The organism is Paenibacillus solani, assembly GCF_001277345.1.
Lineage (GTDB): Bacteria > Bacillota > Bacilli > Paenibacillales > Paenibacillaceae > Paenibacillus_AQ > Paenibacillus_AQ solani.
In genome coordinates, this window is record NZ_LIUT01000008.1 from 161,342 (window position 1) to 182,266 (window position 20,925).

At 47.9% G+C, this 20,925-nt stretch carries 18 protein-coding genes; 14 read left to right on the top strand and 4 right to left on the bottom strand.

What is annotated here, in order from left to right:
• The first annotated feature begins 740 nt into the window (after window positions 1-740).
• The 14 genes from AM231_RS24860 to AM231_RS24925 all read left to right on the top strand — a co-directional run bounded on the left by AM231_RS24860 (window position 741) and on the right by AM231_RS24925 (window position 16,419).
• On the top strand, window positions 741-2,507 hold the full coding sequence (locus tag AM231_RS24860) for an ABC transporter substrate-binding protein (RefSeq protein WP_054405064.1): 1,767 nt from the start codon (window positions 741-743) through the stop codon (window positions 2,505-2,507).
• A 66-nt stretch (window positions 2,508-2,573) separates the two neighbouring features.
• Entirely contained in the window at window positions 2,574-3,536 is a 963-nt protein-coding gene (locus AM231_RS24865; protein WP_054405066.1) for an ABC transporter permease, read from the top strand.
• Between the two features lie 12 nt (window positions 3,537-3,548).
• The gene (opp4C, locus tag AM231_RS24870; protein ID WP_054405068.1) at window positions 3,549-4,472 is read left to right on the top strand and encodes an oligopeptide ABC transporter permease; all 924 of its coding nucleotides are present in this window, start codon (window positions 3,549-3,551) and stop codon (window positions 4,470-4,472) included.
• 11 nt (window positions 4,473-4,483) lie between these two features.
• The gene (locus tag AM231_RS24875; protein WP_054405070.1) at window positions 4,484-5,458 is read left to right on the top strand and encodes an ABC transporter ATP-binding protein; all 975 of its coding nucleotides are present in this window, start codon (window positions 4,484-4,486) and stop codon (window positions 5,456-5,458) included.
• Window positions 5,458-6,423: an ABC transporter ATP-binding protein gene (locus AM231_RS24880; protein ID WP_054405072.1), complete on the top strand. Its 966-nt coding sequence runs from the start codon at window positions 5,458-5,460 to the stop codon at window positions 6,421-6,423. The genes AM231_RS24875 and AM231_RS24880 overlap by 1 nt, the downstream gene beginning before the upstream one ends.
• 215 nt (window positions 6,424-6,638) lie before the next feature.
• On the top strand, window positions 6,639-7,598 hold the full coding sequence (locus tag AM231_RS24885; RefSeq protein ID WP_054405075.1) for a D-alanyl-D-alanine carboxypeptidase family protein: 960 nt from the start codon (window positions 6,639-6,641) through the stop codon (window positions 7,596-7,598).
• A 255-nt stretch (window positions 7,599-7,853) separates the two neighbouring features.
• On the top strand, window positions 7,854-8,840 hold the full coding sequence (locus tag AM231_RS24890; protein WP_054405077.1) for an LCP family protein: 987 nt from the start codon (window positions 7,854-7,856) through the stop codon (window positions 8,838-8,840).
• Window positions 8,841-9,071: 231 nt separating this feature from the next.
• Complete coding sequence (locus AM231_RS24895) at window positions 9,072-9,506, top strand: CBS domain-containing protein (RefSeq protein ID WP_053490767.1); 435 nt, start codon at window positions 9,072-9,074, stop codon at window positions 9,504-9,506.
• A gap of 225 nt (window positions 9,507-9,731) precedes the next feature.
• A complete protein-coding gene (locus AM231_RS24900; RefSeq protein WP_174819218.1) occupies window positions 9,732-10,034 on the top strand; it encodes a MazG-like family protein in 303 nt (100 codons plus the stop codon).
• On the top strand, window positions 10,031-10,957 hold the full coding sequence (locus tag AM231_RS24905; protein ID WP_242615302.1) for a DUF2232 domain-containing protein: 927 nt from the start codon (window positions 10,031-10,033) through the stop codon (window positions 10,955-10,957). Before AM231_RS24900 ends, AM231_RS24905 begins: the two co-directional genes overlap by 4 nt.
• Window positions 10,958-10,968: 11 nt before the next feature.
• Window positions 10,969-12,969, top strand: a complete 2,001-nt coding sequence (locus tag AM231_RS24910) for a DHH family phosphoesterase (RefSeq protein ID WP_054405079.1) — start codon at window positions 10,969-10,971, stop codon at window positions 12,967-12,969.
• Window positions 12,966-13,409, top strand: coding sequence for a 50S ribosomal protein L9 (gene rplI / locus AM231_RS24915; RefSeq protein WP_053490770.1), 444 nt, complete (start codon window positions 12,966-12,968; stop codon window positions 13,407-13,409). Before AM231_RS24910 ends, rplI begins: the two co-directional genes overlap by 4 nt.
• A gap of 1 nt (window position 13,410) precedes the next feature.
• Window positions 13,411-14,775, top strand: a complete 1,365-nt coding sequence (gene dnaB, locus AM231_RS24920; RefSeq protein WP_053490771.1) for a replicative DNA helicase — start codon at window positions 13,411-13,413, stop codon at window positions 14,773-14,775.
• 354 nt (window positions 14,776-15,129) lie between these two features.
• Window positions 15,130-16,419 carry an adenylosuccinate synthase gene (locus AM231_RS24925; RefSeq protein WP_054405080.1) on the top strand — a complete coding sequence of 430 codons (1,290 nt, stop codon included), beginning with the start codon at window positions 15,130-15,132 and terminating at the stop codon, window positions 16,417-16,419.
• Window positions 16,420-16,825: 406 nt separating this feature from the next.
• Here the strand turns inward: AM231_RS24925 and AM231_RS24930 are convergent, their stop codons facing one another.
• From AM231_RS24930 to AM231_RS24945, 4 genes are all read right to left on the bottom strand, one after another.
• Entirely contained in the window at window positions 16,826-17,524 is a 699-nt protein-coding gene (locus tag AM231_RS24930; RefSeq protein WP_054405082.1) for an ABC transporter ATP-binding protein, read from the bottom strand.
• Window positions 17,524-18,624, bottom strand: a complete 1,101-nt coding sequence (locus AM231_RS24935; RefSeq protein ID WP_054405084.1) for an ABC transporter permease — start codon at window positions 18,622-18,624, stop codon at window positions 17,524-17,526. Before AM231_RS24935 ends, AM231_RS24930 begins: the two co-directional genes overlap by 1 nt.
• A 118-nt stretch (window positions 18,625-18,742) precedes the next feature.
• A complete protein-coding gene (locus AM231_RS24940; RefSeq protein WP_054405086.1) occupies window positions 18,743-20,122 on the bottom strand; it encodes a sensor histidine kinase in 1,380 nt (459 codons plus the stop codon).
• A complete protein-coding gene (locus AM231_RS24945) occupies window positions 20,119-20,796 on the bottom strand; it encodes a response regulator transcription factor (protein WP_054405088.1) in 678 nt (225 codons plus the stop codon). Before AM231_RS24945 ends, AM231_RS24940 begins: the two co-directional genes overlap by 4 nt.
• Window positions 20,797-20,925: the final 129 nt, after the last annotated feature.

Below are 20,925 nucleotides of genomic sequence, written 5' to 3' on the forward strand. Positions count from 1 at the left end.
ATGAGAAGGGAGGATAAATGCTGGGACCTCTATCTCTTCCAGGAGAAACATCAAAATGAGGAAATCGTCTTAGTTGAAAAATGCAGCAGTGAGGAATTGATTATTCGCTATAGGACGGTAGATGGAGCGTAGGGGAAAATAGCCAGCATGGAAAATCCGTCATTTATACACTATAGCAGGCATATGGTTAAGATAATATATTACATTAATAAAACGATCCGGCCTCTATTTAAGGAAACAGGTAGCATCCGTGTTATATTTTATTACATATATACAGCATTTCAAGCCGTTTCGAAAGGGAATTCAAAGTAAATGCGTAAATAATGTGATTGATCATTACATAATTGTGGCAAAGGATTGAGCGTTTATGGAAATAAATTGTTAATATTTATGAATATTACATACATTTTCAGTAAACAGAGGATATCCCACGGAAAGAAACTAAATAATTAACCACGAAAACGACATTAAAAACAAGATTTTTGAGAAAAACGAAAAAAAGTAATTGACGTTACCTAAATTTACACGTATCATAACATTAATTTTATAGGCAAGTAGATAATGCTAGAGACTTTGGCACTAATTGACCAATGGTATATTTTCTGTAAAACTTTCAAGTTCTTTCATCATGCGATGACACCCGAGAAGTTTTAGAGCAAATACCGAAATTATTTAAGGATGATTTCAATATTCGTCCTGATAATTTATATGCAACAACACTTTTTAAGAGGAGGATTCGCATGAAGAAAAGAATGTCACTCCTGCTGGCTCTCATGCTTCTGACCATCACGGTTCTAGCAGCATGCGGCGGCGGGAAAACAGCAGAACAGCCACCAAGTCAAGGGGAGCAGCAAGAAACACCACCAGCTGAAGGCAATGGCGAAGAGACTAAAGAACCGCCAGCTGAAGGCGAAGACGCAGGCCAAGGTTATTTCAAAGCAGAAGATCCATCTGCTAACCCAAAAGCAGCATTAAATCGTAAAGATACGCTTGTAGTTGGTATGACAGCACCCAAAGGGGTATTTAATCCATTCTACATGCAAACAGCCTACGACCGTTATGTTGTAGACGCTATCTTTGATCAATTCTTCGCTCTGAACGGGGATGGAACTTATAGTAATCGCCTAGCTGAGAGTGTTGAAGTATCCGAAGACAAATTGAAATACACGTTCAAACTGAAGCCAGGTGTGACTTACTCTAATGGCGACCCAGTTACTGTAAAAGACTATGCTTTCGCTATGAAAGTTTATCATGACAAGAGCTACGACGGTCAATCTGACCTACTGTCCGTTCACATTAAAGGCGGAAAAGAGTATAACGAAGGCAAAGCGGACGATATCTCCGGTATTAAAGTCATCGATGACAATACCATTGAAATCGAAGTTACAGAAGCGAATGCAATGACCAAGGATAATCTGGGTACTGTGTATTTTGCTCCAGAATCCGTTTATGGCAAAGGTTACAAGCAAGGCAACCTGGAGTACATGAAAGACCTGCATGCCAAGCCAGTCGGCAGTGGTCAATATGTACTGAAGAACTTCTCTCCTGGACAAGAGGTAGTATTGGAAGCTAATCCTAACTATTTCTTGGGTGTACCAAAAATTAAGAACGTCATCTACAAGACTACAACCGATGAAACCAAATTGGCTATGTTCCAATCCGGTGAAATCGATATGGATATGGTTACTGTTAACGAAGATAATGTAGAAGCTTTGAAAGAGATGGGCTTCTTGGATATTAATATTTTCCCAACGAATGGCTACGGCTATGTTGCACTGAACCATAAAGATCCTAAATTCCAAGATGTTAAAGTTCGTCAGGCTCTGCTCTACGGTTTGAACCGTGCTGAAATTGTTGAAATCATTTATGGCCCATATGCGAACGTAATCAATGTTCCACAATCCAGTGAATCATGGGCTTACACAAATGAAGGTATTGAACCGTATGAATTTGATATCGAGAAAGCGAAGCAGCTTCTTGATGAAGCAGGCTGGGTACCAGGTGCGGATGGCATTCGCGAAAAAGACGGCAAGAAACTCGATATTCACTTCTCTGCAACGGCTGACAACCCGGTAATAGATGCACTGATTCCGATCATGACACAGAACTACCAAGAACTCGGTATCAAATTGACAACAGAGACTCTGGACTTTAATGCGATCATGGATAAAAAGGATAAAGGCGAGTTCGAAATGTTCTTTGCTGCATGGGGCTTGACTCCAGATCCAGACTCCACCGTATATATTACGGACGGACAGCAAAATGACATTGGATTCTCCAGCCCTGAATATGATGCTGCTATGAAGAAAGGTCTGAACGCCTTTGACCTGGAAGAGCGTAAAGCGGCTTATGCAGAAGCATATCAAGCGCTGAACAAGAACGTTCCGGATCTTCCGATCTATCAAAGACGTGACGCATGGACCATCAACTCCAGATTGAGCGGCGTTGATATCACACCTTACAAAAACTTTGCAGTTGATCTGTACAAAGCAGAAATTCAACAATAGCATCAGGAACCATATGCTCAGCTCGCAAGAGCTGGGCATATGCACTTATAAGCCGGGAGGAATATTATGAAGCAGTACATTATCCGGAGGCTGCTGCAGATCATCCCGACCTTGATCGGGATTTCGATTATCATATTTGCCATATCATCTTTAGTGCCAGGTGATTATATCACTGCAGTGGATAACCCGACGATGACTGCTGAAAAAGCAGCTCAGCTTCGGGAAATTTATGGTTTAGATAAGCCCCCTGTAGAACGTTATTTTACATGGGTTGGCAATATGTTAAAGGGTAATCTCGGAGATTCCCTTGTGCACAAACAACCGGTTACAACCGTAATGAATAATTACGTATGGAATTCATTTTTTATTGCGATTTTCGCTTTAATTTTCAGTTGGATTATAGCTACATTTGCTGGGGTCTTCTCGGCGAAGTTTCAGTACTCATTATTCGATAAGATCGTAACTCTGGTAATCTTCTTGTGTATGTCACTGCCTTCTTTCTTTATCGGACTCCTCTTCATCAAGTTTTTTGCCTTGGATTTAGGATGGTTCCCTGTTGGCAGCATGAAGACTTCAGGATTGAATGGAAGCACATGGGATCAACTGGTCGATATTGCATGGCATATGGTCATGCCAGTTACTGTGCTTACGATGCTGAGCACAGGCGGTTTGACGCGATATTTCCGTACAAGCATGCTGGAGGTTATCCGTCAGGATTACATCCGAACAGCCCGTGCAAAGGGATTGAAGGAACGTACGGTAATATTCAAGCATGCGCTTCGCAATGCGATGCTGCCTGCAATAACTCTCATGGGCTTTGAACTCCCGTCCTTGTTTGGCGGAGCTATCATCATGGAGAAGATTTTCATCTGGCCTGGGGTCGGTCAAGTTTATCTGGAATCGATCAATATGCGGGACTATCCGTTCATGCTTGGTTTCACAGTATTCATATCCGTACTGACACTTCTGGGCAACCTGTTGTCTGACGTTCTGTATGGAGCTGCTGATCCAAGAATTCGCTTAAAGTAGGAGGAGATTCAATTGTCCGCAGAGACTGCACCATTAAAAACGAATCTACCAGTTCCGAAGAAGCGGCCGGATTCCCCGTGGCGAATTGCGATTCGCCGTTTTGCCAGAAACCGTCTTGCTGTTATCGGACTTTTTATCGTTGTATTTATGTTTTTACTCTGTTTTATTGGCCCACATTTTTCACCTTATGATCTGTACGATTACAATAAGCTCGATAAGAACTTGCCTCCTAGCTCGAAATATTGGCTGGGCACCGATAAGCTGGGGCGCGACATCCTGCTGCGCATGATGCTTGCAGGCCAGATATCTCTTTTGGTGGGGCTTGTTGCGACAAGCATTTCGGTCATCATCGGAGCAACCATGGGAGCTTTAGCGGGTTTTTATCGTAAATGGGTGGACACGCTGATTATGCGTATTGCTGATATTTTTATGGCACTGCCTACACTGCCGATCCTGATTATCCTAGGTGCGATCTTGTCGGACCTGAAGGTGGAGCCATCGGATCGTATCTATTACTTGATGCTGATTATCGGGGTGCTCGGCTGGAGTAGTATATCCCGTCTCGTTCGCGGTCAAATCTTAGGACTCCGCGAGCAGGAGTTTATGCAAGCGACCGAAGCTTTAGGGCTCAAAGATCGCCGGAAAATCTTCCGTCATCTGCTTCCTAACACGATTCCGATCATTATCGTATCGGCAACCTTAGGGGTAGCAGGGGCGATTATTTTTGAATCTTCACTAAGCTTTCTTGGAATCGGTGTTGTTCCACCTACACCGTCATGGGGAAATATGATCTCTTCCGCCAACAATCTCATTGACTTCCGCAAACGGCCATGGCTATGGATTCCACCAGGGATGTGTATTCTTGTTACCGTGGTTGCGATTAACTTGATCGGTGACGGGCTTCGCGACGCGCTTGACCCGAAAATGAAGAAGTAGGAGATGCGAATATGGCAAAAGATTTAGTAGAATTTCGTAATTTAAAAACGCATTTTCAAACCTCCGCAGGTACCGTGAAAGCCGTCGACGATGTAAGCTTTACCATCCGTGAAGGTGAAACACTGTGCGTGGTAGGCGAGTCAGGCTGTGGTAAGAGTGTGACAGCCATGTCTCTTATGCGTTTAATTGATACGCCTCCGGTAGGCGGAGAAATACTGTACGAAGGCAAAGACCTGCTCAAGATGAGCAAGCGCGAGATGAGTTTTATACGCGGTAATGATATCGCTATGATATTCCAGGAGCCGATGACCTCGCTCAACCCGGTATTAACGATCGGGGAGCAGATTGTTGAGCCTATTCTGCTGCATCAGCTTGTTGATCGGAAAGAGGCCAAAAAACGCGCCATCGATCTGATCAATCTGGTCGGCATTCCGCGTGCGGAGAAGATTTTCGATTCTTATCCGCATGAGCTCAGCGGCGGTATGCGCCAAAGGATCATGATCGCTATTGCGCTCAGCTGTAATCCGAAGCTGCTGATCGCAGATGAGCCGACAACCGCGCTGGACGTTACGATTCAGGCACAGATCCTAGATCTGATGCGGGATATCAAAGAAAAGCTGAATACGTCCATTATGCTGATTACGCATGATCTTGGTGTTGTAGCCGAGATGGCGGATTATGTTGTTGTTATGTATGCTGGGAAGGTTATTGAAGAAGCACCTGTTATTGAGCTCTTCAAGGAGCCGAAGCATCCATACACGAAGGGACTTTTGAAAGCGAAGCCGGTCATTAATCAGACACAGGAACGACTGTATTCCATTCCGGGACAGGTACCAAACCCGGTGGATCTTGGAGACAACTGTCATTTCCATGATCGCTGCGAGTTCTGTATGCAGATCTGTAAAGAGAAAACGCCTCCGCTCGGTACCGATCCTAACGGCCACAAGGTCGCTTGCTGGTTGTATGAAGAGGAGGGGAAAGCATAATGAGTCAGGCATTAATTGAAGTTGACGGTTTGAAAAAATACTTTCCCATCACCGGCGGCGTCTTCCAACGGACGGTCGGAAATGTCAGAGCCGTTGATGGGGTCAGCTTTTCCATCAACAAGGGAGAATCCTTCGGGCTTGTAGGTGAATCCGGCTGTGGCAAGAGCACCATTGGACGGACGATCCTTCGCTTGCTGGAGAAGACGGAAGGTAAAGTGATCTTTAACGGTCAGGATATCCATTCATTATCCAAGACCAAAATGCGCGAAATGCGTCCCAAGATGCAGATCGTGTTCCAGGATCCATTCAGTTCCCTGAACCCGAGAATTAAGGTAGGCGAGGCTATCGGTGAAGCATTAATCGACCATGGCTTGGTTAACCGCCGGGAACTTAAAGACCGTGTTATCGAAACACTTGAGATTTGCGGTCTTGCCGCTTATCACTATGATCGTTATCCGCATGAGTTCTCTGGTGGACAGCGCCAACGGATCGGGATTGCCCGTGCGTTGATTCTGAACCCTGAATTTATTGTAGCGGATGAGCCAGTATCTGCATTGGATGTTTCGATCCAAGCGCAGATCATCAACTTGCTCAGTGATTTGCAGCGTGAGAAGCAGCTGACCTACTTGTTCATTTCTCATGACCTCAGCGTGGTTGAGCATTTGTGCAACCGAATTGGGGTTATGTATCTGGGCTCGATGGTAGAAATGGCTAGCAAGGAAGAATTGTTCCGCAATCCGCTGCATCCATATACCAAAGCACTGCTGTCAGCGGTGCCGGTACCGGATCCAACTTTGAAGCGCGATCGGATCGTACTCAAGGGCGACATTCCTAGCCCGGCGAATCCGCCATCTGGCTGCAAGTTCCATACTCGCTGTCCGCTGGCTTCAGACCTGTGTAAACAGCAAGTGCCGGAATACCGCGATGTAGGCAATGACCACTTTGTTGCTTGTCACTACGCGTAATAGGATTCTTCTGACCCAGGTTGTAAATGGGATAATAGAGTACTAGAGTTATCATATTCATAAGAGGACTTCCTCCGTCTGCGGACGGGCGGGGTCCTTTTCGTTATTTTGATGTGCTGTAATTGAGCTTACAGAAATTTCTAGATAAATATTTTCAAAAAAAAGCAGACCAAAAGCCCTTTTCATCCGTCTATTATTATGGAGGGCTAAATTCTATGCGAAAACGGTGGCTTTGGTTAATCATGTTGTTGCTAATTACCGTACCCGTAGGGTCGGTTATCATAGGAAATGTTGAACGAGCGGGGTTTAAGCCCAGGGTGGACGCGCGAGCGGTTGTCTTGATGGACTTAAACACCGGGCGTATTTTGCTCAGCGAGAATGGGGATGTGCCTTTGCCGCCTGCAAGCATGTCCAAGCTGATGACCGAACTGGTGATATTGGACGATATTAAGACCGGAAAGAGATCCTGGGACGACGAAGTAAAAATAAGCGATCATGCTACGAATGTAAGTGGGGTGAGGATCGCTCTGAAATCCGGTGATACGCTGACCGTTCGTGAATTGTTTCAGAGCATAACGGTCTATTCAGCCAATGATGCAGCTGTTGCCCTCGCTGAGCATTTTGCTGGCTCGGAAGAGGCCTTCGTCCGGAAGATGAATGCCAAGGCACAAGAGATTGGCCTAACCCAGGGGACTCACTTTGTGAACGCTTCGGGTGTAGAGAGGCGAACGTCCAACAATGAAGCTTGGTCATCCGATGGAGAAACCGTAATGACTGCCTCAGATACGGCTAAGCTGGCAGCGCATCTGATCAAGAGCCACCCGGATATTCTGAATACCTCGAGCAAGACACAGACGAAAATCAATGGACGAAATTTATATTTAAGCAATACGAATTGGATGCTCCCCTCGCTGGGAGGCCCCTATTCCTACGAAGGAACCGATGGATTAAAGACAGGGTATACGGCAAGCGCAGGATACTGCTTCACGGGAACAGCGGAGAAGCAAGGCAGCAGGCTTATTGCTGTCGTCATGGGGACGGAGTCCAGAGAAGCAAGATTTGAAGAGACGCGAAAGCTGTTTGACTACGGATTCGCCAAAACCTTAACATGGAAAGAGCGGCTGGATGACTGGTTTCAATTCTCGGAAACCGCAGCTGCTCTTTTGTATAATTAGCGGGCATAATCGTTAGTGTGAAATATGGTAGTTTTATAGAACTGTACGTGAAGGGTTCACATTTGGCAATCATCTGGTTTACAATAGATCATGGGTTAAACTGGCCTTCGAGGCGGAAGTGAGTCAACAGGGCGGCTTCCCGTTTAATAAGGAAAGGAGGGTGAGCCAAGTAGCTTCAGGTACATGCAGGTACTTTTGACGATCTGACTTATCCCAACATTAATTAAATTTTATAATAAAGAAGGAATTGAACTCATGAAGAGGAAATCAATATATATTACTCTTGCCGTTGTCATATTGCTGGGTTCATGCGCATTCTTGTTTAGAACGCAGCTTGCGGTCGTGGCTTTTGACCTGTTTATGGCAAAGGATGTAGAGGAATCATTACAAAAATCATATAAGCCGCTTCAGGGAGACAAGGCGCCTGAACCGGTCGTACTTCAAAGCAAGCCGTTCTCGGTTATGCTGCTTGGGAGCGACCAGCGGAAGGATGAACCAGCGCGTTCGGACACGTTGATCTATGCGGTTGTACGTCCCATGGAATCCAAAGTGCTCTTGGTTTCGGTTCCAAGGGATACGTATGTCGACATTGTCGGCAAGGACCGTAAAGACAAGATTAACCACGCGTATGCATTTGGCGGCCACCAAATGGCCAAAGATACGATGGAGGCTTTTTTCGATGAAGAAATTGATTATTATGCTTCCATTAACTTTCAGGGACTGAAGGATGTTGTTGACGCTATTGGCGGGGTAGAGCTTCCGATCGGCAAGGATATCGTCAATAAAGGCAAAGACCATGAGAAGTTTACGATTAAGGCGAACAAGCCAATATACAATGGGGAAGAAGCCTTGAATTATGTTCGTTATCGGGAAGATAGCGACTTTAATCGAGCGAAGAGACAACAGGTGTTCCTGGATGTAGCGGCCAAACGGGTGATGAAGCTGGATCAGATCGGCAAGGTGCCGGAACTGATTGAGATCATGGGGGATAATTTCCAGACGGATATGCCGCCCAAGTTCATCATTGATTTGGCGAAACAGATGCTGACTGGCGGCAAGGTGGATATGACCAGCTACACGATTATGGGAAAAGATATGAAGATTCGAGGCGTTTATTATAGTGATCCTGACATGGAAGATGTGCAGGAAGCCCGTGATCTTATTGACAACTGGATGAACCCGGATACGCCGGCAGACCAGCTGCTGCAGCCTCAAGATGCAGAGAAGCAGAAGTTGAAATAAGTAAACCCGGCACAGCCCGGATGTTGTCATAGTACGTTGCTTCATCTCAATCAGCAGTCCGGATTGCCAGGCTGCTGATTTTGTGCCCTATACAAGGGAATCAGAATGACGATGTCAACGTATGTATGAGTATGGATAGGGGAAGGAGTAACCTGTACACTTAAGGACTAATATCAGAGGGTTACTTAACATGACTGCATAACGATGGAGTCATAAGGAGGATAATGCATTATGAATATCGCTTTTTTTCTATTGCCCAAACAGGAAGTGATCTGTTTAACGCTGGACTCGACGCTAAGGCAGACGCTGGAACGGATGGAATTTCACCGGTATACGGCTGTGCCAGTACTCGACAAGAACGGTCAGTATGCAGGGACAGTGACCGAGGGTGATCTGTTGTGGCATATGAAGAATTCCGAAGGCAAAATCACTTTTGAGAACGCTTCTAAATTTTTGTTAAAGGATGTCCCATTCCGTATGGATATCAAGCCGGTGTCGATTGATGCCCGGATGGAGGATCTCATTAATCTGGCTAAGGTGCAAAACTTTGTCCCTGTCGTAGACGACATGAACCGCTTCATCGGGATTGTACGCAGAAGCCTGATTATTGAGTATTGTGAACGGTTTGTCTCCAAGGAGACAATGGAGTCGCACGGGGCATCATAATCTATAGTGAGATGTAAAAATTCAGGGCATGGGACCACGAGAACTGCGGGGTAACATGCCCTGTTCTTAACATCATAGGATGTAGAAGGTTTTAGCAAAGCTCGACTCTTGCTCCACTGGGTCTTAAGGGGGAGACGGGGTCCCCCCGGCCTTTGTGTGAGCGGCTTTTTTTTATGCTATAATGGAGAATAAAGCTGTTTTCAGGGAGAGATGGGAATGCCAAATATGCCGAAGGACTTGGACGTAGCTAAACGCGCCAAAGTAATTGAATGGCTCAAAACCGAAGTAATTGACAATGTATCCCGGTTATTCAAAGCTCTATGGGAAGGCAGCACTACAAAGGTTGGAGACAGTTTGGTAAGCCTGATGATGAGCTCGTACATACTGGGCCGAAGGCTCGGCTTGACCTATCGGGATTTGGATGATCTCTTGTTAGAGAAATTGAAGAAGCATAAGCAGGAAGGACATCAACTGGAAGATTGGTACCAGGATATTTCCGCGCTCGAAGAACATTTGCGTAAGAGGTGAACCTATTGAAATTGCGCTGGACTACAGCGGCATGGAGCGTTATATATTTGCTTCTGCTGCTATCACTGCTCACACCCTTTTCGATCGTAACGGCATTCTTGTTGGTTGTACCCGTTGCGGTTCTATTTACGGCTTTGAATACAAAGTCTTTTATCATTCATATTGTGCCAGTATGGCTGATCGCTCTTCTGATTCATCCCATTTATTTGCTGCTCGCAATCTATTTTGCGATTCCGGGGATCGTTATGGGGTATTTATATCGAAAGCGGAAAGCTGCCATGCAAGTGTTGAAGTATGGAATGGCTGTTATGCTGGTTGAAATGCTCGTTCTGCTGATGGTCAGCACAGCTTTCTTCCAAATGAACCTGTCGGAATATGTGGATGAAATTGTGCAGATGACGACAGCACCGCTTAGCGGCATGGGCGTTGAAGGAGGCATTGGCGGTCAGTTTCTTGGCGGCGAGCTCGATACACAGCTAATCAAAGACCAGACGATGCGCTTGGTTCCATTTGCGATGATCATCAGTTCATTCCTCATGACTGTGGTGACCCATGCTATAGCACGGCCCACACTCAATAGCATGGGGTTGTCTGTACCACGGTTGAAGCCTGCCAGAGAATGGATGCTGCCGCGCTCCCTGTTCTGGTACTATCTGCTGATATTCTTCATCAATATAGCTACCTACAAATCGGACAATGCTTTCATGAAGACAATCGTCGCTAATGCCACACCTTTGCTTCAGATTTGTTTTATGATCCAAGCGCTGGGATTCTTCTACTATCTCGCTCATGAGCGGAAATGGAATCCCATTGTACCTCTATTGACAGCCATACCGATTGTTTTGTTTCCGCCGGCTATGATTATCGGAATCCTGGATCTGGCGTTTCCACTTCGCCAGGCATTTAGTAAAAACAAAAGATAGGGTGAGGAGTCATGCCTAAATTCCTGCAGAAACGCTGGCACGGCTATCATACCGTCTGGGCGTTTGCGCTGGTGCTTCTGCTAGTTATTTTCCTGTCGTATTACAATACGATTCTCGGACTGGTCGGACTGCTGCTTGCGGTGGTAGGCGGCTATGCCATGCTGAGGGCAGAGATGAAATTCCGCCGCGATCTGGTGGATTATATCGGGGATTTGTCGTTTCGAATTCAGCGGGTTGAAGGTGAAGCGGTCAGCGTGCTTCCATTCGGAATTGTGCTGTACAGCGAAGACAAGACGGTCGAATGGCATAACCGCTTCGTGGTCAACATGTTTCCGCATCAGTCGCTGGTAGGCATGTCCTTACAGGAACTATTCCCTCAATTGGTGGCAGCGATGAAGGAAGGCCAGGAGAAGAAGGACCCCAAGGATAAGCTGCCGAAGGAGATTCGACTTGAAATTTCCCATGAGGATAAGTTTTATGGAGCTACGGTCATCCCGGATGAGCGGCTGATCTATCTGGATGAAATTACCGAGCTGGTGGTGCTGAGACAGCGGTATGAAGATGAGCGGTTGGCTCTGGGCATTATCATGATGGATAACATCGATGAAGCCTCACAGGGTATGGATGATCAGCAGCGGACGGCATTGATTGCAAAAGTGACCAGTGAAATCACCAATTGGGCTCGTGAATTCAATGTCTATTTAAAGAGGCTTTCTTCCGATCGCTATTTAATGATGTTGAATCACAGGTCGCTCGAAGCGCTGGAGAACAGCCGCTTTCTTATCTTGGATGAAGTTCGGGAAATGACCGCGGATCTGAAGGTGCCGCTAACGCTCAGCGTAGGGCTCGCCTTCGGTTCAGACGACATTAACGAGCTTGGCCAGCTGGCACAATCCAGCCTCGATATGGCCCTGGGCCGTGGCGGCGATCAGGCAGCTGTGAAGGCAGGTCAGAGGCTCTCCTTCTATGGCGGTAAATCCAATGCAGTCGAGAAAAGAACGCGCGTAAGAGCACGCGTCATCTCTCATGCGCTGCGTGATCTGATGCAGGAGAGCGACAATGTGATTATTATGGGTCACAAACTGCCGGATATGGATGTCGTCGGCGCAGCAATCGGCATATTGAAAGCTGCTCGTATGTTTAAGGTGGAAGCTTATATCGTGATGGAGGGAATGAATCCGTCCATTTCAAGAATCATGGAAGAGGTCCGTAAGGACGAGGCCTTGATTAGCCGATTCATCTCGACAGAGCAAGCGATGCAGATGATGACAGAGCATACGCTGCTCGTGGTCGTGGATACGCATAAAGCTTCCATGACGATGGAGCCCAGGCTGGTGCAGCGTGCAAGCCGGGTCGTTGTCATGGATCATCACCGGCGCGGCGAAGAGTTTATCAATGACGCGGTGCTGATCTATCTTGAACCGTATGCTTCCTCCACCTGCGAGCTGGTGACCGAGGTGCTGCAATATATTCACGAGCGGGTATCTCTTACCCCGGTGGAGGCCACGGCATTATTGGCTGGTATTACGGTGGACACCAAGCATTTTGCCCTTCATACAGGATCAAGAACGTTTGAAGCGGCCGGATTCCTGCGGCGTCACGGAGCCGATACGATGATGATTCAGCGGGTGCTGAAGGAAGATCTGACAGAATTTATAGCCAAGGCAGAAATCGTGAAACATGCTAAAATGGTATATGGCCATATCGCTATTGCGGTATCGAAGAGCGGGGAGCCTATGCCGCAGCTGCTCATCGCTCAAGTAGCGGATATGCTGCTGAATATGACGGATGTGCAGGCATCATTTGTTATTGGTCAGCGCACGGACGGCAAGATTGGCATTAGCGCCCGTTCCATGGGCAAGATGAATGTTCAGATGATTATGGAACGTCTCGGGGGAGGCGGACATTTGACGAATGCCGCAGTACAACTCGACACAACGCCTGAGAAGGCGGAAGAGATGTTGATGGAGGTACTGAAGGACATTGAAGCGAAAGAGGGGTTATTCGAATGAAGGTTATTTTCATTAAAGATATGAAGGGTCAAGGCAAGAAAGGTGAAGTGAAGGAAGTATCGGAAGGGTATGCAACGAACTTTCTGTTTCCGCGAGGCGTTGCCCGCCCGGCAACGGACGGCAACATGAAGACGCTCGAACAGCAGCAGGCTTCAGAGGATAAGCGCAAAGCGCAAGAGAAGGAAGATGCACAGGCGTTAGGTAAAAAGCTGGAAGAGATGACGGTAGTCCTCAAAGCCAAAGCCGGAGAGGGCGGCCGCTTGTTTGGCGCGATCACCAGCAAACAAATTGCTGAAGCATTGGCCGCACAGAAAATCAAAATCGACAAACGCAAAATTGAACTTAGCGATCCGATCCGCAGCCTGGGCGTGACCCAGATTCCGGTGAAGCTCCACCCTGACGTCAAGGCGACGCTCAAGGTTCAAATTACGGAGGAGTAATATGGGAGGAGAACTCTATTTCGATCGGGTCCCTCCACAGAACCTTGAAGCAGAACAGGCGGTGCTGGGTGCCATTCTGCTGCAAAGTGAAGCGCTGATCACAGCGATGGAGCGGGTACAATCCGAGGACTTCTACGACAAGTCGCATCAGATGATTTATGAAGTCATGGTGCAGCTCGGGGAAGGCAGTCAGCCGATCGATCTGGTGACCCTTACATCTCTTCTGCAAGATAAAGGGCAGCTGGAAGAGATCGGTGGAGTCAGCTATTTAGCGAAGCTGGCCCATGCCGTTCCGACGGCTGCGAACGTGGATTATTACGCCCAAATCATCGAAGAGAAGTCGATGCTGCGGCGTTTGATCCGAACGGCAACGCAGATTGTCAGTGAAGGTTATACCGGAGGAGAAGATGTATCCGGTATGCTCAGCGAGGCGGAGCGCCGCATTCTGGAGATCTCCAATCGACGCACAGGCAGTGGATTTATTGCGATCCGCGATGTGCTGATGGAAGTATTCGAGAAGGTGGAGGTTCTGCATCAGAACCGGGGGAATACAACGGGTATTCCTTCCGGATTTGTGGATCTAGATAAAATGACAAGTGGATTCCAGCGCAATGACTTGATCATCGTGGCTGCCCGTCCTTCCGTAGGTAAAACAGCCTTCGCGTTGAATATTGCCCAGAATGTGGCCATACGCGCCAAAGAAACGGTAGCCATCTTTAGTCTGGAGATGTCCGCACCGCAGCTCGTTCAGCGTATGATCTGTGCGGAGGCTAACCTGGATGCAGGCGTAATGCGGAATGGTGACTTTAAAGGCGATGAGGATTGGTCCAAGCTTACGATGGGCATCGCCGCTCTATCCGAAGCGGAGATTTATATTGATGATACACCGGGTGTAACGGTAGCCGATATTCGTGCGAAGTGCCGCCGTCTGAAGAAAGAGAAGGGGCTTGGCATGATTCTGATCGATTACCTCCAGCTCATTCATGGGCGCGGCAAGCCTGGGGAGAACCGGCAGCAGGAGGTATCCGAGATCTCGCGTACACTGAAGCAGATTGCACGTGAGCTCGAAGTGCCGGTTATTGCACTGTCACAGCTTAGCCGGGGCGTGGAGCAGCGTCAGGACAAGCGTCCGATGATGAGTGACCTGCGGGAATCCGGTTCGATCGAGCAGGATGCCGATATTGTTGCGTTCCTCTACCGGGATGATTATTACAATCAGGAAACCGAAAAGAAGAATATCATCGAGATTATCATTGCCAAACAGCGTAATGGTCCTGTAGGTACGGTAGAATTGGTCTTCCTGAAGAACTTCAATAAATTCGTCAATTATGAGCGAACGCATGCCGATGCCTTTGCTGCTGGATAGCAACGGTAGTCGCCCTTGGCCGGGCTTTCGTAGTTACTTAACGAAACAGGAAGCTCCTAAAGTAACGTTCGGAGATTATGCCAACACTTGCCGCTCGCTGTAAATATAGGGCATTTCATATGGCAAGTCCCCGAAAACTACGGTTATCATTCCATAATCTCGTCCTATTCCCGAACAATCGCACACAGTGGTGTGCGATTGTTCGTTTTTGTGTTTGACTTTAAAAAAAGGGACTGTTACACTTTAATTGCTGCCTTATGCGGCGGATATTGGTTAATCAATATGTACAGACTTATCTAAAAGATTGTTTGATGAAATCTAAAGGGTGTAACAAGCCCGGGCGGAGGAATGAATATGTCAACGGTAGTCGTTGTGGGAACACAATGGGGAGATGAAGGGAAAGGGAAAATCACGGATTATTTGGCGGAAAGCGCTGACGTGGTAGCCCGTTACCAAGGCGGCAACAATGCCGGCCACACCATTCTGATTGACGGTAAAAAATTCAAGCTTAGTTTGATTCCATCCGGAGTATTCTATAAAGATAAAACTTGTGTAATCGGAAACGGTATGGTCGTTAATCCGGCTGCACTTATTGAAGAGATTAATTATATTCATGACAACGGGTTTAGCACAGATAATCTGGTGATCAGCGACCGTGCTCATGTTATCATGCCTTATCATATGGTATTGGACGCTCTTGAAGAGGACCGCAAGGGTCCGAACAAAATCGGTACAACGCGCAAGGGGATTGGCCCTTGCTACATGGATAAAGCAGCACGTAACGGCATCCGGATCGCAGATCTGATGGATGCAGAAGAGTTCGAGCTTAAACTTCGCCATCTGGTGAAGGAGAAGAACCAGGTGATTACTCAGGTGTACGGGGGAGAAGCACTTGATGTTGAAGAAATCCTGAAGCAATACCTGGAGCACGCTGAAGTTATTCGTAAATATGTGCGTGATACTTCCGTTGTCTTGAATGATGCGATTGATGAGAATCAAAAAGTTCTATTCGAAGGCGCGCAGGGCGTTATGCTGGATATCGACCAAGGTACGTATCCATTCGTAACCTCTTCGAATCCTTCGGCTGGTGGCGTATGTATCGGCTCCGGGGTGGGACCTTCGAAGATTCAGCAGGTCATCGGTGTGGCTAAATCCTATACAACGCGTGTAGGAGACGGACCTTTCCCGACAGAGCTGGATAATGAAATCGGCGAATATATCCGTGAAAAAGGACATGAATATGGTACGGTAACAGGGCGTGCCCGCCGCGTTGGCTGGTTCGATAGCGTCGTTGTTCGCCATGCCCGCCGCGTAAGCGGAATTACCGGCTTGTCCCTGAATTCGTTGGATGTGCTCAGCGGACTGGAGACGGTTAAGATCTGTACTGCGTATAAATTCCGCGGTGAGGAAATTACGCATTACCCAGCAAGCTTGAAAATGCTTGCCGAGTGCGAAGCCATCTATGAAGAGCTGCCAGGCTGGAGTGAAGATATTACGAGAGCGAAGATACTGGAGGACCTGCCAGAGAACACGCGTCGTTATGTAGAACGTGTATCCGAACTGACCGGCATTCCAATTGCCATCTTCTCCGTCGGCCGCAACCGGGAGCAGACCAATCAGGTGCTTCCGATCTATGAGAAATAAATCAATTTAAGATATAAGGATAAGAAGGGTTCGCCCCCTAACCTATACCCTAAGTTTTGCGCTCAACCTGCTGACCATGGAGTCGGCGGGTTTTCTTTTTTGGACGAATTTGTCCCCGCTCCTCACAATATTATCCCTAAGTAAACCGTCCATGAACCCTATAATGGAAAGAGACATAGAGGACAGCACGCTGAACATTTGGAATTGGGGCTAAAGACAGCGTATGATGCAGTCAGATTCACTTAGGAGGGACAGAAGCCATACCGTTTAATATGGTAGCTTCACTTGCGATTATCGAATGAGCTTCAGCTATACTGGAAAGGTATAAATTCTATAATCATGAATAAAGACCGGATTCATCCGTTTAGGTACTCAGGTACCCGGGATAAATCCGGTCTTTTTGTTGTTATAGCTGAATCGGCCGCGGCTGCTCGGAGAGCTTGCCGTCTTCGATATAGACGATCCGGTCGCACAGATCAAGCATACGCTGGTCATGCGTAACCATGACGGCAGCTTTCTGGCGCAGCTTTACCTCATCGGCGAGCATTTGGACAACGGTTCGACCCCGTTCGGAATCCAGACTTGCTGTAGGCTCATCTGCCAGTATAAGCTCTGGATCACTCATCCATGCCCGAGCAATGGCAACGCGTTGACGCTCGCCGCCGGACAGGCTCTCAGGGTAATGAGACTTGCGGTGGGATAAACCCAGCCGGTGGAGCAGATCATCTGCCCGCTGCTTCGGCTCCTGACCATGCTGGCCTGCAAGCTTGGCCATCAAGAGCAGCTGATCGCGAACGGTTAAATACGGGATGAGGTTGGAAGATTGGAAGATAAAGCCGATATGGCTCAGCCGCAGCTGATTCATTTTTTTAGCGGATAACTTGGTGATCTCCTGATCATACATCCATATACGCCCCTTCGAAGGGGATAACAGCGCGCCTGCGATGGAGAGAAAGGTACTCTTGCCCGAGCCTGAAGGTCCAACGACCGCGACAAACTCCCCACTTTTGATATCCAGCGATATATGATCCAGCACTTTCACGGATGTATCGCCATCACCGAATTCTTTACTTACCTGATCAAGCAACAGTTTGGATTGTGTCATTATGCAGCCCTCCCGATAGCTTCAATTGCATCAATCTTGATGACCCGATAGAGCGACAATAGCGACCCCAAGAGGGATACCGCCAGGAACAGTAAAGAACAGAGCAGAACAACAGACGGGGTTAGCGAAAACGGTACAACGCCGGCTAACAGGTAGGAAACCCCATACGTCAGCCCGATGCTAATCGCAAGACTAACCAGAGTGAGGGACAGGACTTGAAGTATTAAATTCCTCGCCAGGTATCCGGTTCCAGCTCCAATCGCCTTCAGGACGCCGAACTGGTTCATTTTTTGAATCGTAATGACGTAGAAGAACACAGCGAGCACAAAAGCTGCGATGACAAATAAGAAAACAATCATCATAATGAGCGAGCCCTGTTCTTCTTGGAAACCGGGGATGCCCTGCAGTGCTTCCTTCTTAGTTATGAGCTCGATGCCGGGTATGTCCGAAACGAGGGCTTCCATCTGCTCCGTGCTGCCATTCAAAGCAATCGCATTATAGATGGCGCCGTGCTTCGAGCTGCCGGGCTGAAGGGATTTCCAGCCCTCGAAATTCATGTGGATGACCGGTGCATGACTGAAGGATTGTCCTTCCGTAAATGCCGCGATCTCAAAGGATGTGCCAGAAGCCTGATCGACAATCCGATCGCCCAGACGGTAGCCATCATCCTTCAAAGAACTGTCGGCCATGACAACACCTGCATCTGTATTGCTAATCCGGGAGCCTTCCACAACCTTGGGAGCCAGGAAGCTCTCCATATCGATAGCAAAAAAGGCCGCATCGAATTTGGTGGAGGAGCCTTCCTGAGTCAAGGTGCTCATATGCACGCCCAGCTGAGCAGCATCGCTTCCACCGGGGTGACTACGGACTTCGTTCCAGAGCTCGTCTGTAAGCACCGATCGGTTGATCCGATGGTCGGACTCTTCCTGAAGCACGAGGTAATCGGCCTTCATATTTTGGATGGAAGAGGCGTTATCAGAGGATAGTCCCTGAGCCAGTCCCGTCACGAACAGGACGAGCCAGGCGATCAGTACCATAATAAAACCGATCAACAGATAGCGCAGCTTCGCATGTCGAAATTCACGCAATGCAAGAAACATGGGTCTCATCTCCATTCCTGTAATGGTTGCAAATTATCCCTTGGTTTTATATCTAGCGGGACATGCCTCAAGTATAGGAATGGAATATGAACAGAGCATGAACTGAAGCAGTGGGGCATTAAATGATCGGGAGGGTCACCGTGAAGGTGGTGCCCATGCCCGGCTCACTTGTCACTTCGATGTGTCCGCCATGCAGCTCTACAATCTTCAATGTGATGGATAAGCCCAGTCCGCTGCTGCCCTCGGAGCGGTCCCTAGCTTCATCCACACGATAGAAGCGATTGAAGATATGGGGCAGATGTTCTTGCGGAATCCCGATACCGGTATCGGAAACTTCAATGCGGCAATGTTTGTTCTGCTCGGAAATACGTAGTGAGATGACGCCTTCCGCAGGCGTAAATTTAATGCTGTTGGTGATGAGGTTCGTCCATACTTGATGCAGCATCTGCTGATCACCATAGATATAGGTGGAGGGCAGCGACATATCGATGGTGAGATCCTTGCTGCGCCAGCTCCATTCGGTATGGAACAATACCTGCTTGATTTGCTCGGCAACGTCGAAGGTGGTCCTCTCCAAAATGTTCTCTTCCTTATCCAGGGATGCCAGCATAAGCAATTGTTTGCTGAGCTGGGACATCCTGCGGCTTTCCGCTTCGATGATGGATAAGTAATGCTGCTGCTGTTCCTCAGACAAGCGCTTGGTTTGCAGGGTCTGCGAAAAGCCCTGAATCGAGGCAAGCGGCGATTGGATCTCATGCGATACATTAGACACAAACTCCTGGCGCATCTGCTCCAGCTGTGCCAGGCTTTTGGCCATTTGAGAGAAACGATCCGCGAGCTGCCCCAGCTCATCCCGCCGCGTGACATTCAGCTCGATGTTGTATTGACCCTGTGCAACGCTCTGGGTCGCCTCGGTTAACTTCACGATCGGTTTCACGATAAAGCGCGTAATGATACCGACTAGCAGAATGCTCAGCAGGATAGCAATCACCATGATAATGGAGAAGAAGATGCGCATCTCCCCGAACTGAACCGTGATATCGGGCCTGATGAAAAGCGCCTGCGGTGTGCCGTCTACCTGCAATGGAATGCCGATGGAGTTGCTTAGCACATTGTCAAAAAACCCGGTAATGAAAAGCCCCGACGGGAACTCAGCGATACCATGGTAGACGGTGCCGCCGAGAACCTGTTGGACTGTCTCACGAGGGAGGTCCTGCTTACGGAAAATGCCTCCATAAAGCCATTCTTTCCCTTGGTCGTTCACCAGATAGAATTGATAGCCGAGCTGCCCGAGATGATGGAGATATTCATGAATATCGATCTCAGGGTGGCTGTCATAGAAATGTCCGATATCCTTGGCCATCGCGGTTACTTTTTGATCATTGAAAGGTTTGAGATTGTATTGATAGTAGAGATTTGACAGCACAAAAGCAATAAAGCTGCTAACCACCATGATGGCAATGGTTGTAAGGACGATGCGTGAATAGAGAGTTTTCACTGCGGCCCCGCCTCCAGTTTATACCCCACCCCACGGACGGTTCGGATGTGGAAATCCCCGGTGCGGTCAGCGAAGCGTTCCCGCAGCCGTTTGATATGAACATCTACGGTCCGATCATCTCCGTCAAAGTCGGAACCCCAGATGAGCTCAATCAATTCTTCCCGTGAGAATGTTCGATCAGGATAGCTTGCAAGCTGCGAGAGCAGCTCAAATTCCTTCATCGGCAGCATCAGCACTTTCCCGTGTCCCTGGATTTCATAGCTTTTGCGGTCGATGATGGTTTCGTTCAGATGGATCTTATCGGCGCTGACCATCTGATATCGGCGCAGCAGCGCCTTGATCCGAAACAGCAGCTCCCTCGGTTCAAAAGGTTTGGTCAAGTAGTCATCGGTGCCTACCGCAAAGCCCCGCTCCTTATCCACAAGCTGATCCTTGGCCGTTAGCAGGATGACGGGGAAATCATAATAACGGCGAATTTCTTCGCAAAGCTGATACCCGTCCTTGTTCGGCATCATCACATCCACGACAGCGAGGTGAATCTGTTCTTCCGCTAAGCGGGCAGAAGCTTCCTCTCCGTCGGCAGCTGTGTACACTGTGTAACCTTCAGATTGAAGATGGTATTGCAGCAATTCCCGAATATGCGGATCATCATCGGCGATTAATATATGAATCATGAGTGGAATGAACCTCCTTCATAAGCAGTTCCAATGACTATATATGTATCATATATCTCCCTCTCTGGTCGATTGCGGACTCCATAGCCTGGAAGTATTGTGGCCTAAAACCGGACGAATCATGAACTA

Bases quoted from the DNA above. Each gene is read 5' to 3' on its own strand.
- AM231_RS24860 (WP_054405064.1), top strand. From the start codon at position 741: ATGAAGAAAAGAATGTCACTCCTGCTGGCTCTCATGCTTCTGACCATC.
- AM231_RS24865 (WP_054405066.1), top strand. From the start codon at position 2,574: ATGAAGCAGTACATTATCCGGAGGCTGCTGCAGATCATCCCGACCTTG.
- AM231_RS24875 (WP_054405070.1), top strand. From the start codon at position 4,484: ATGGCAAAAGATTTAGTAGAATTTCGTAATTTAAAAACGCATTTTCAA.
- AM231_RS24880 (WP_054405072.1), top strand. From the start codon at position 5,458: ATGAGTCAGGCATTAATTGAAGTTGACGGTTTGAAAAAATACTTTCCC.
- AM231_RS24885 (WP_054405075.1), top strand. From the start codon at position 6,639: ATGCGAAAACGGTGGCTTTGGTTAATCATGTTGTTGCTAATTACCGTA.
- AM231_RS24890 (WP_054405077.1), top strand. From the start codon at position 7,854: ATGAAGAGGAAATCAATATATATTACTCTTGCCGTTGTCATATTGCTG.
- AM231_RS24895 (WP_053490767.1), top strand. From the start codon at position 9,072: ATGAATATCGCTTTTTTTCTATTGCCCAAACAGGAAGTGATCTGTTTA.
- AM231_RS24900 (WP_174819218.1), top strand. From the start codon at position 9,732: ATGCCGAAGGACTTGGACGTAGCTAAACGCGCCAAAGTAATTGAATGG.
- AM231_RS24910 (WP_054405079.1), top strand. From the start codon at position 10,969: ATGCCTAAATTCCTGCAGAAACGCTGGCACGGCTATCATACCGTCTGG.
- rplI (WP_053490770.1), top strand. From the start codon at position 12,966: ATGAAGGTTATTTTCATTAAAGATATGAAGGGTCAAGGCAAGAAAGGT.
- dnaB (WP_053490771.1), top strand. From the start codon at position 13,411: ATGGGAGGAGAACTCTATTTCGATCGGGTCCCTCCACAGAACCTTGAA.
- AM231_RS24925 (WP_054405080.1), top strand. From the start codon at position 15,130: ATGTCAACGGTAGTCGTTGTGGGAACACAATGGGGAGATGAAGGGAAA.
- AM231_RS24930 (WP_054405082.1), bottom strand. From the start codon at position 17,524: ATGACACAATCCAAACTGTTGCTTGATCAGGTAAGTAAAGAATTCGGT.
- AM231_RS24935 (WP_054405084.1), bottom strand. From the start codon at position 18,624: ATGTTTCTTGCATTGCGTGAATTTCGACATGCGAAGCTGCGCTATCTG.
- AM231_RS24945 (WP_054405088.1), bottom strand. From the start codon at position 20,796: ATGATTCATATATTAATCGCCGATGATGATCCGCATATTCGGGAATTG.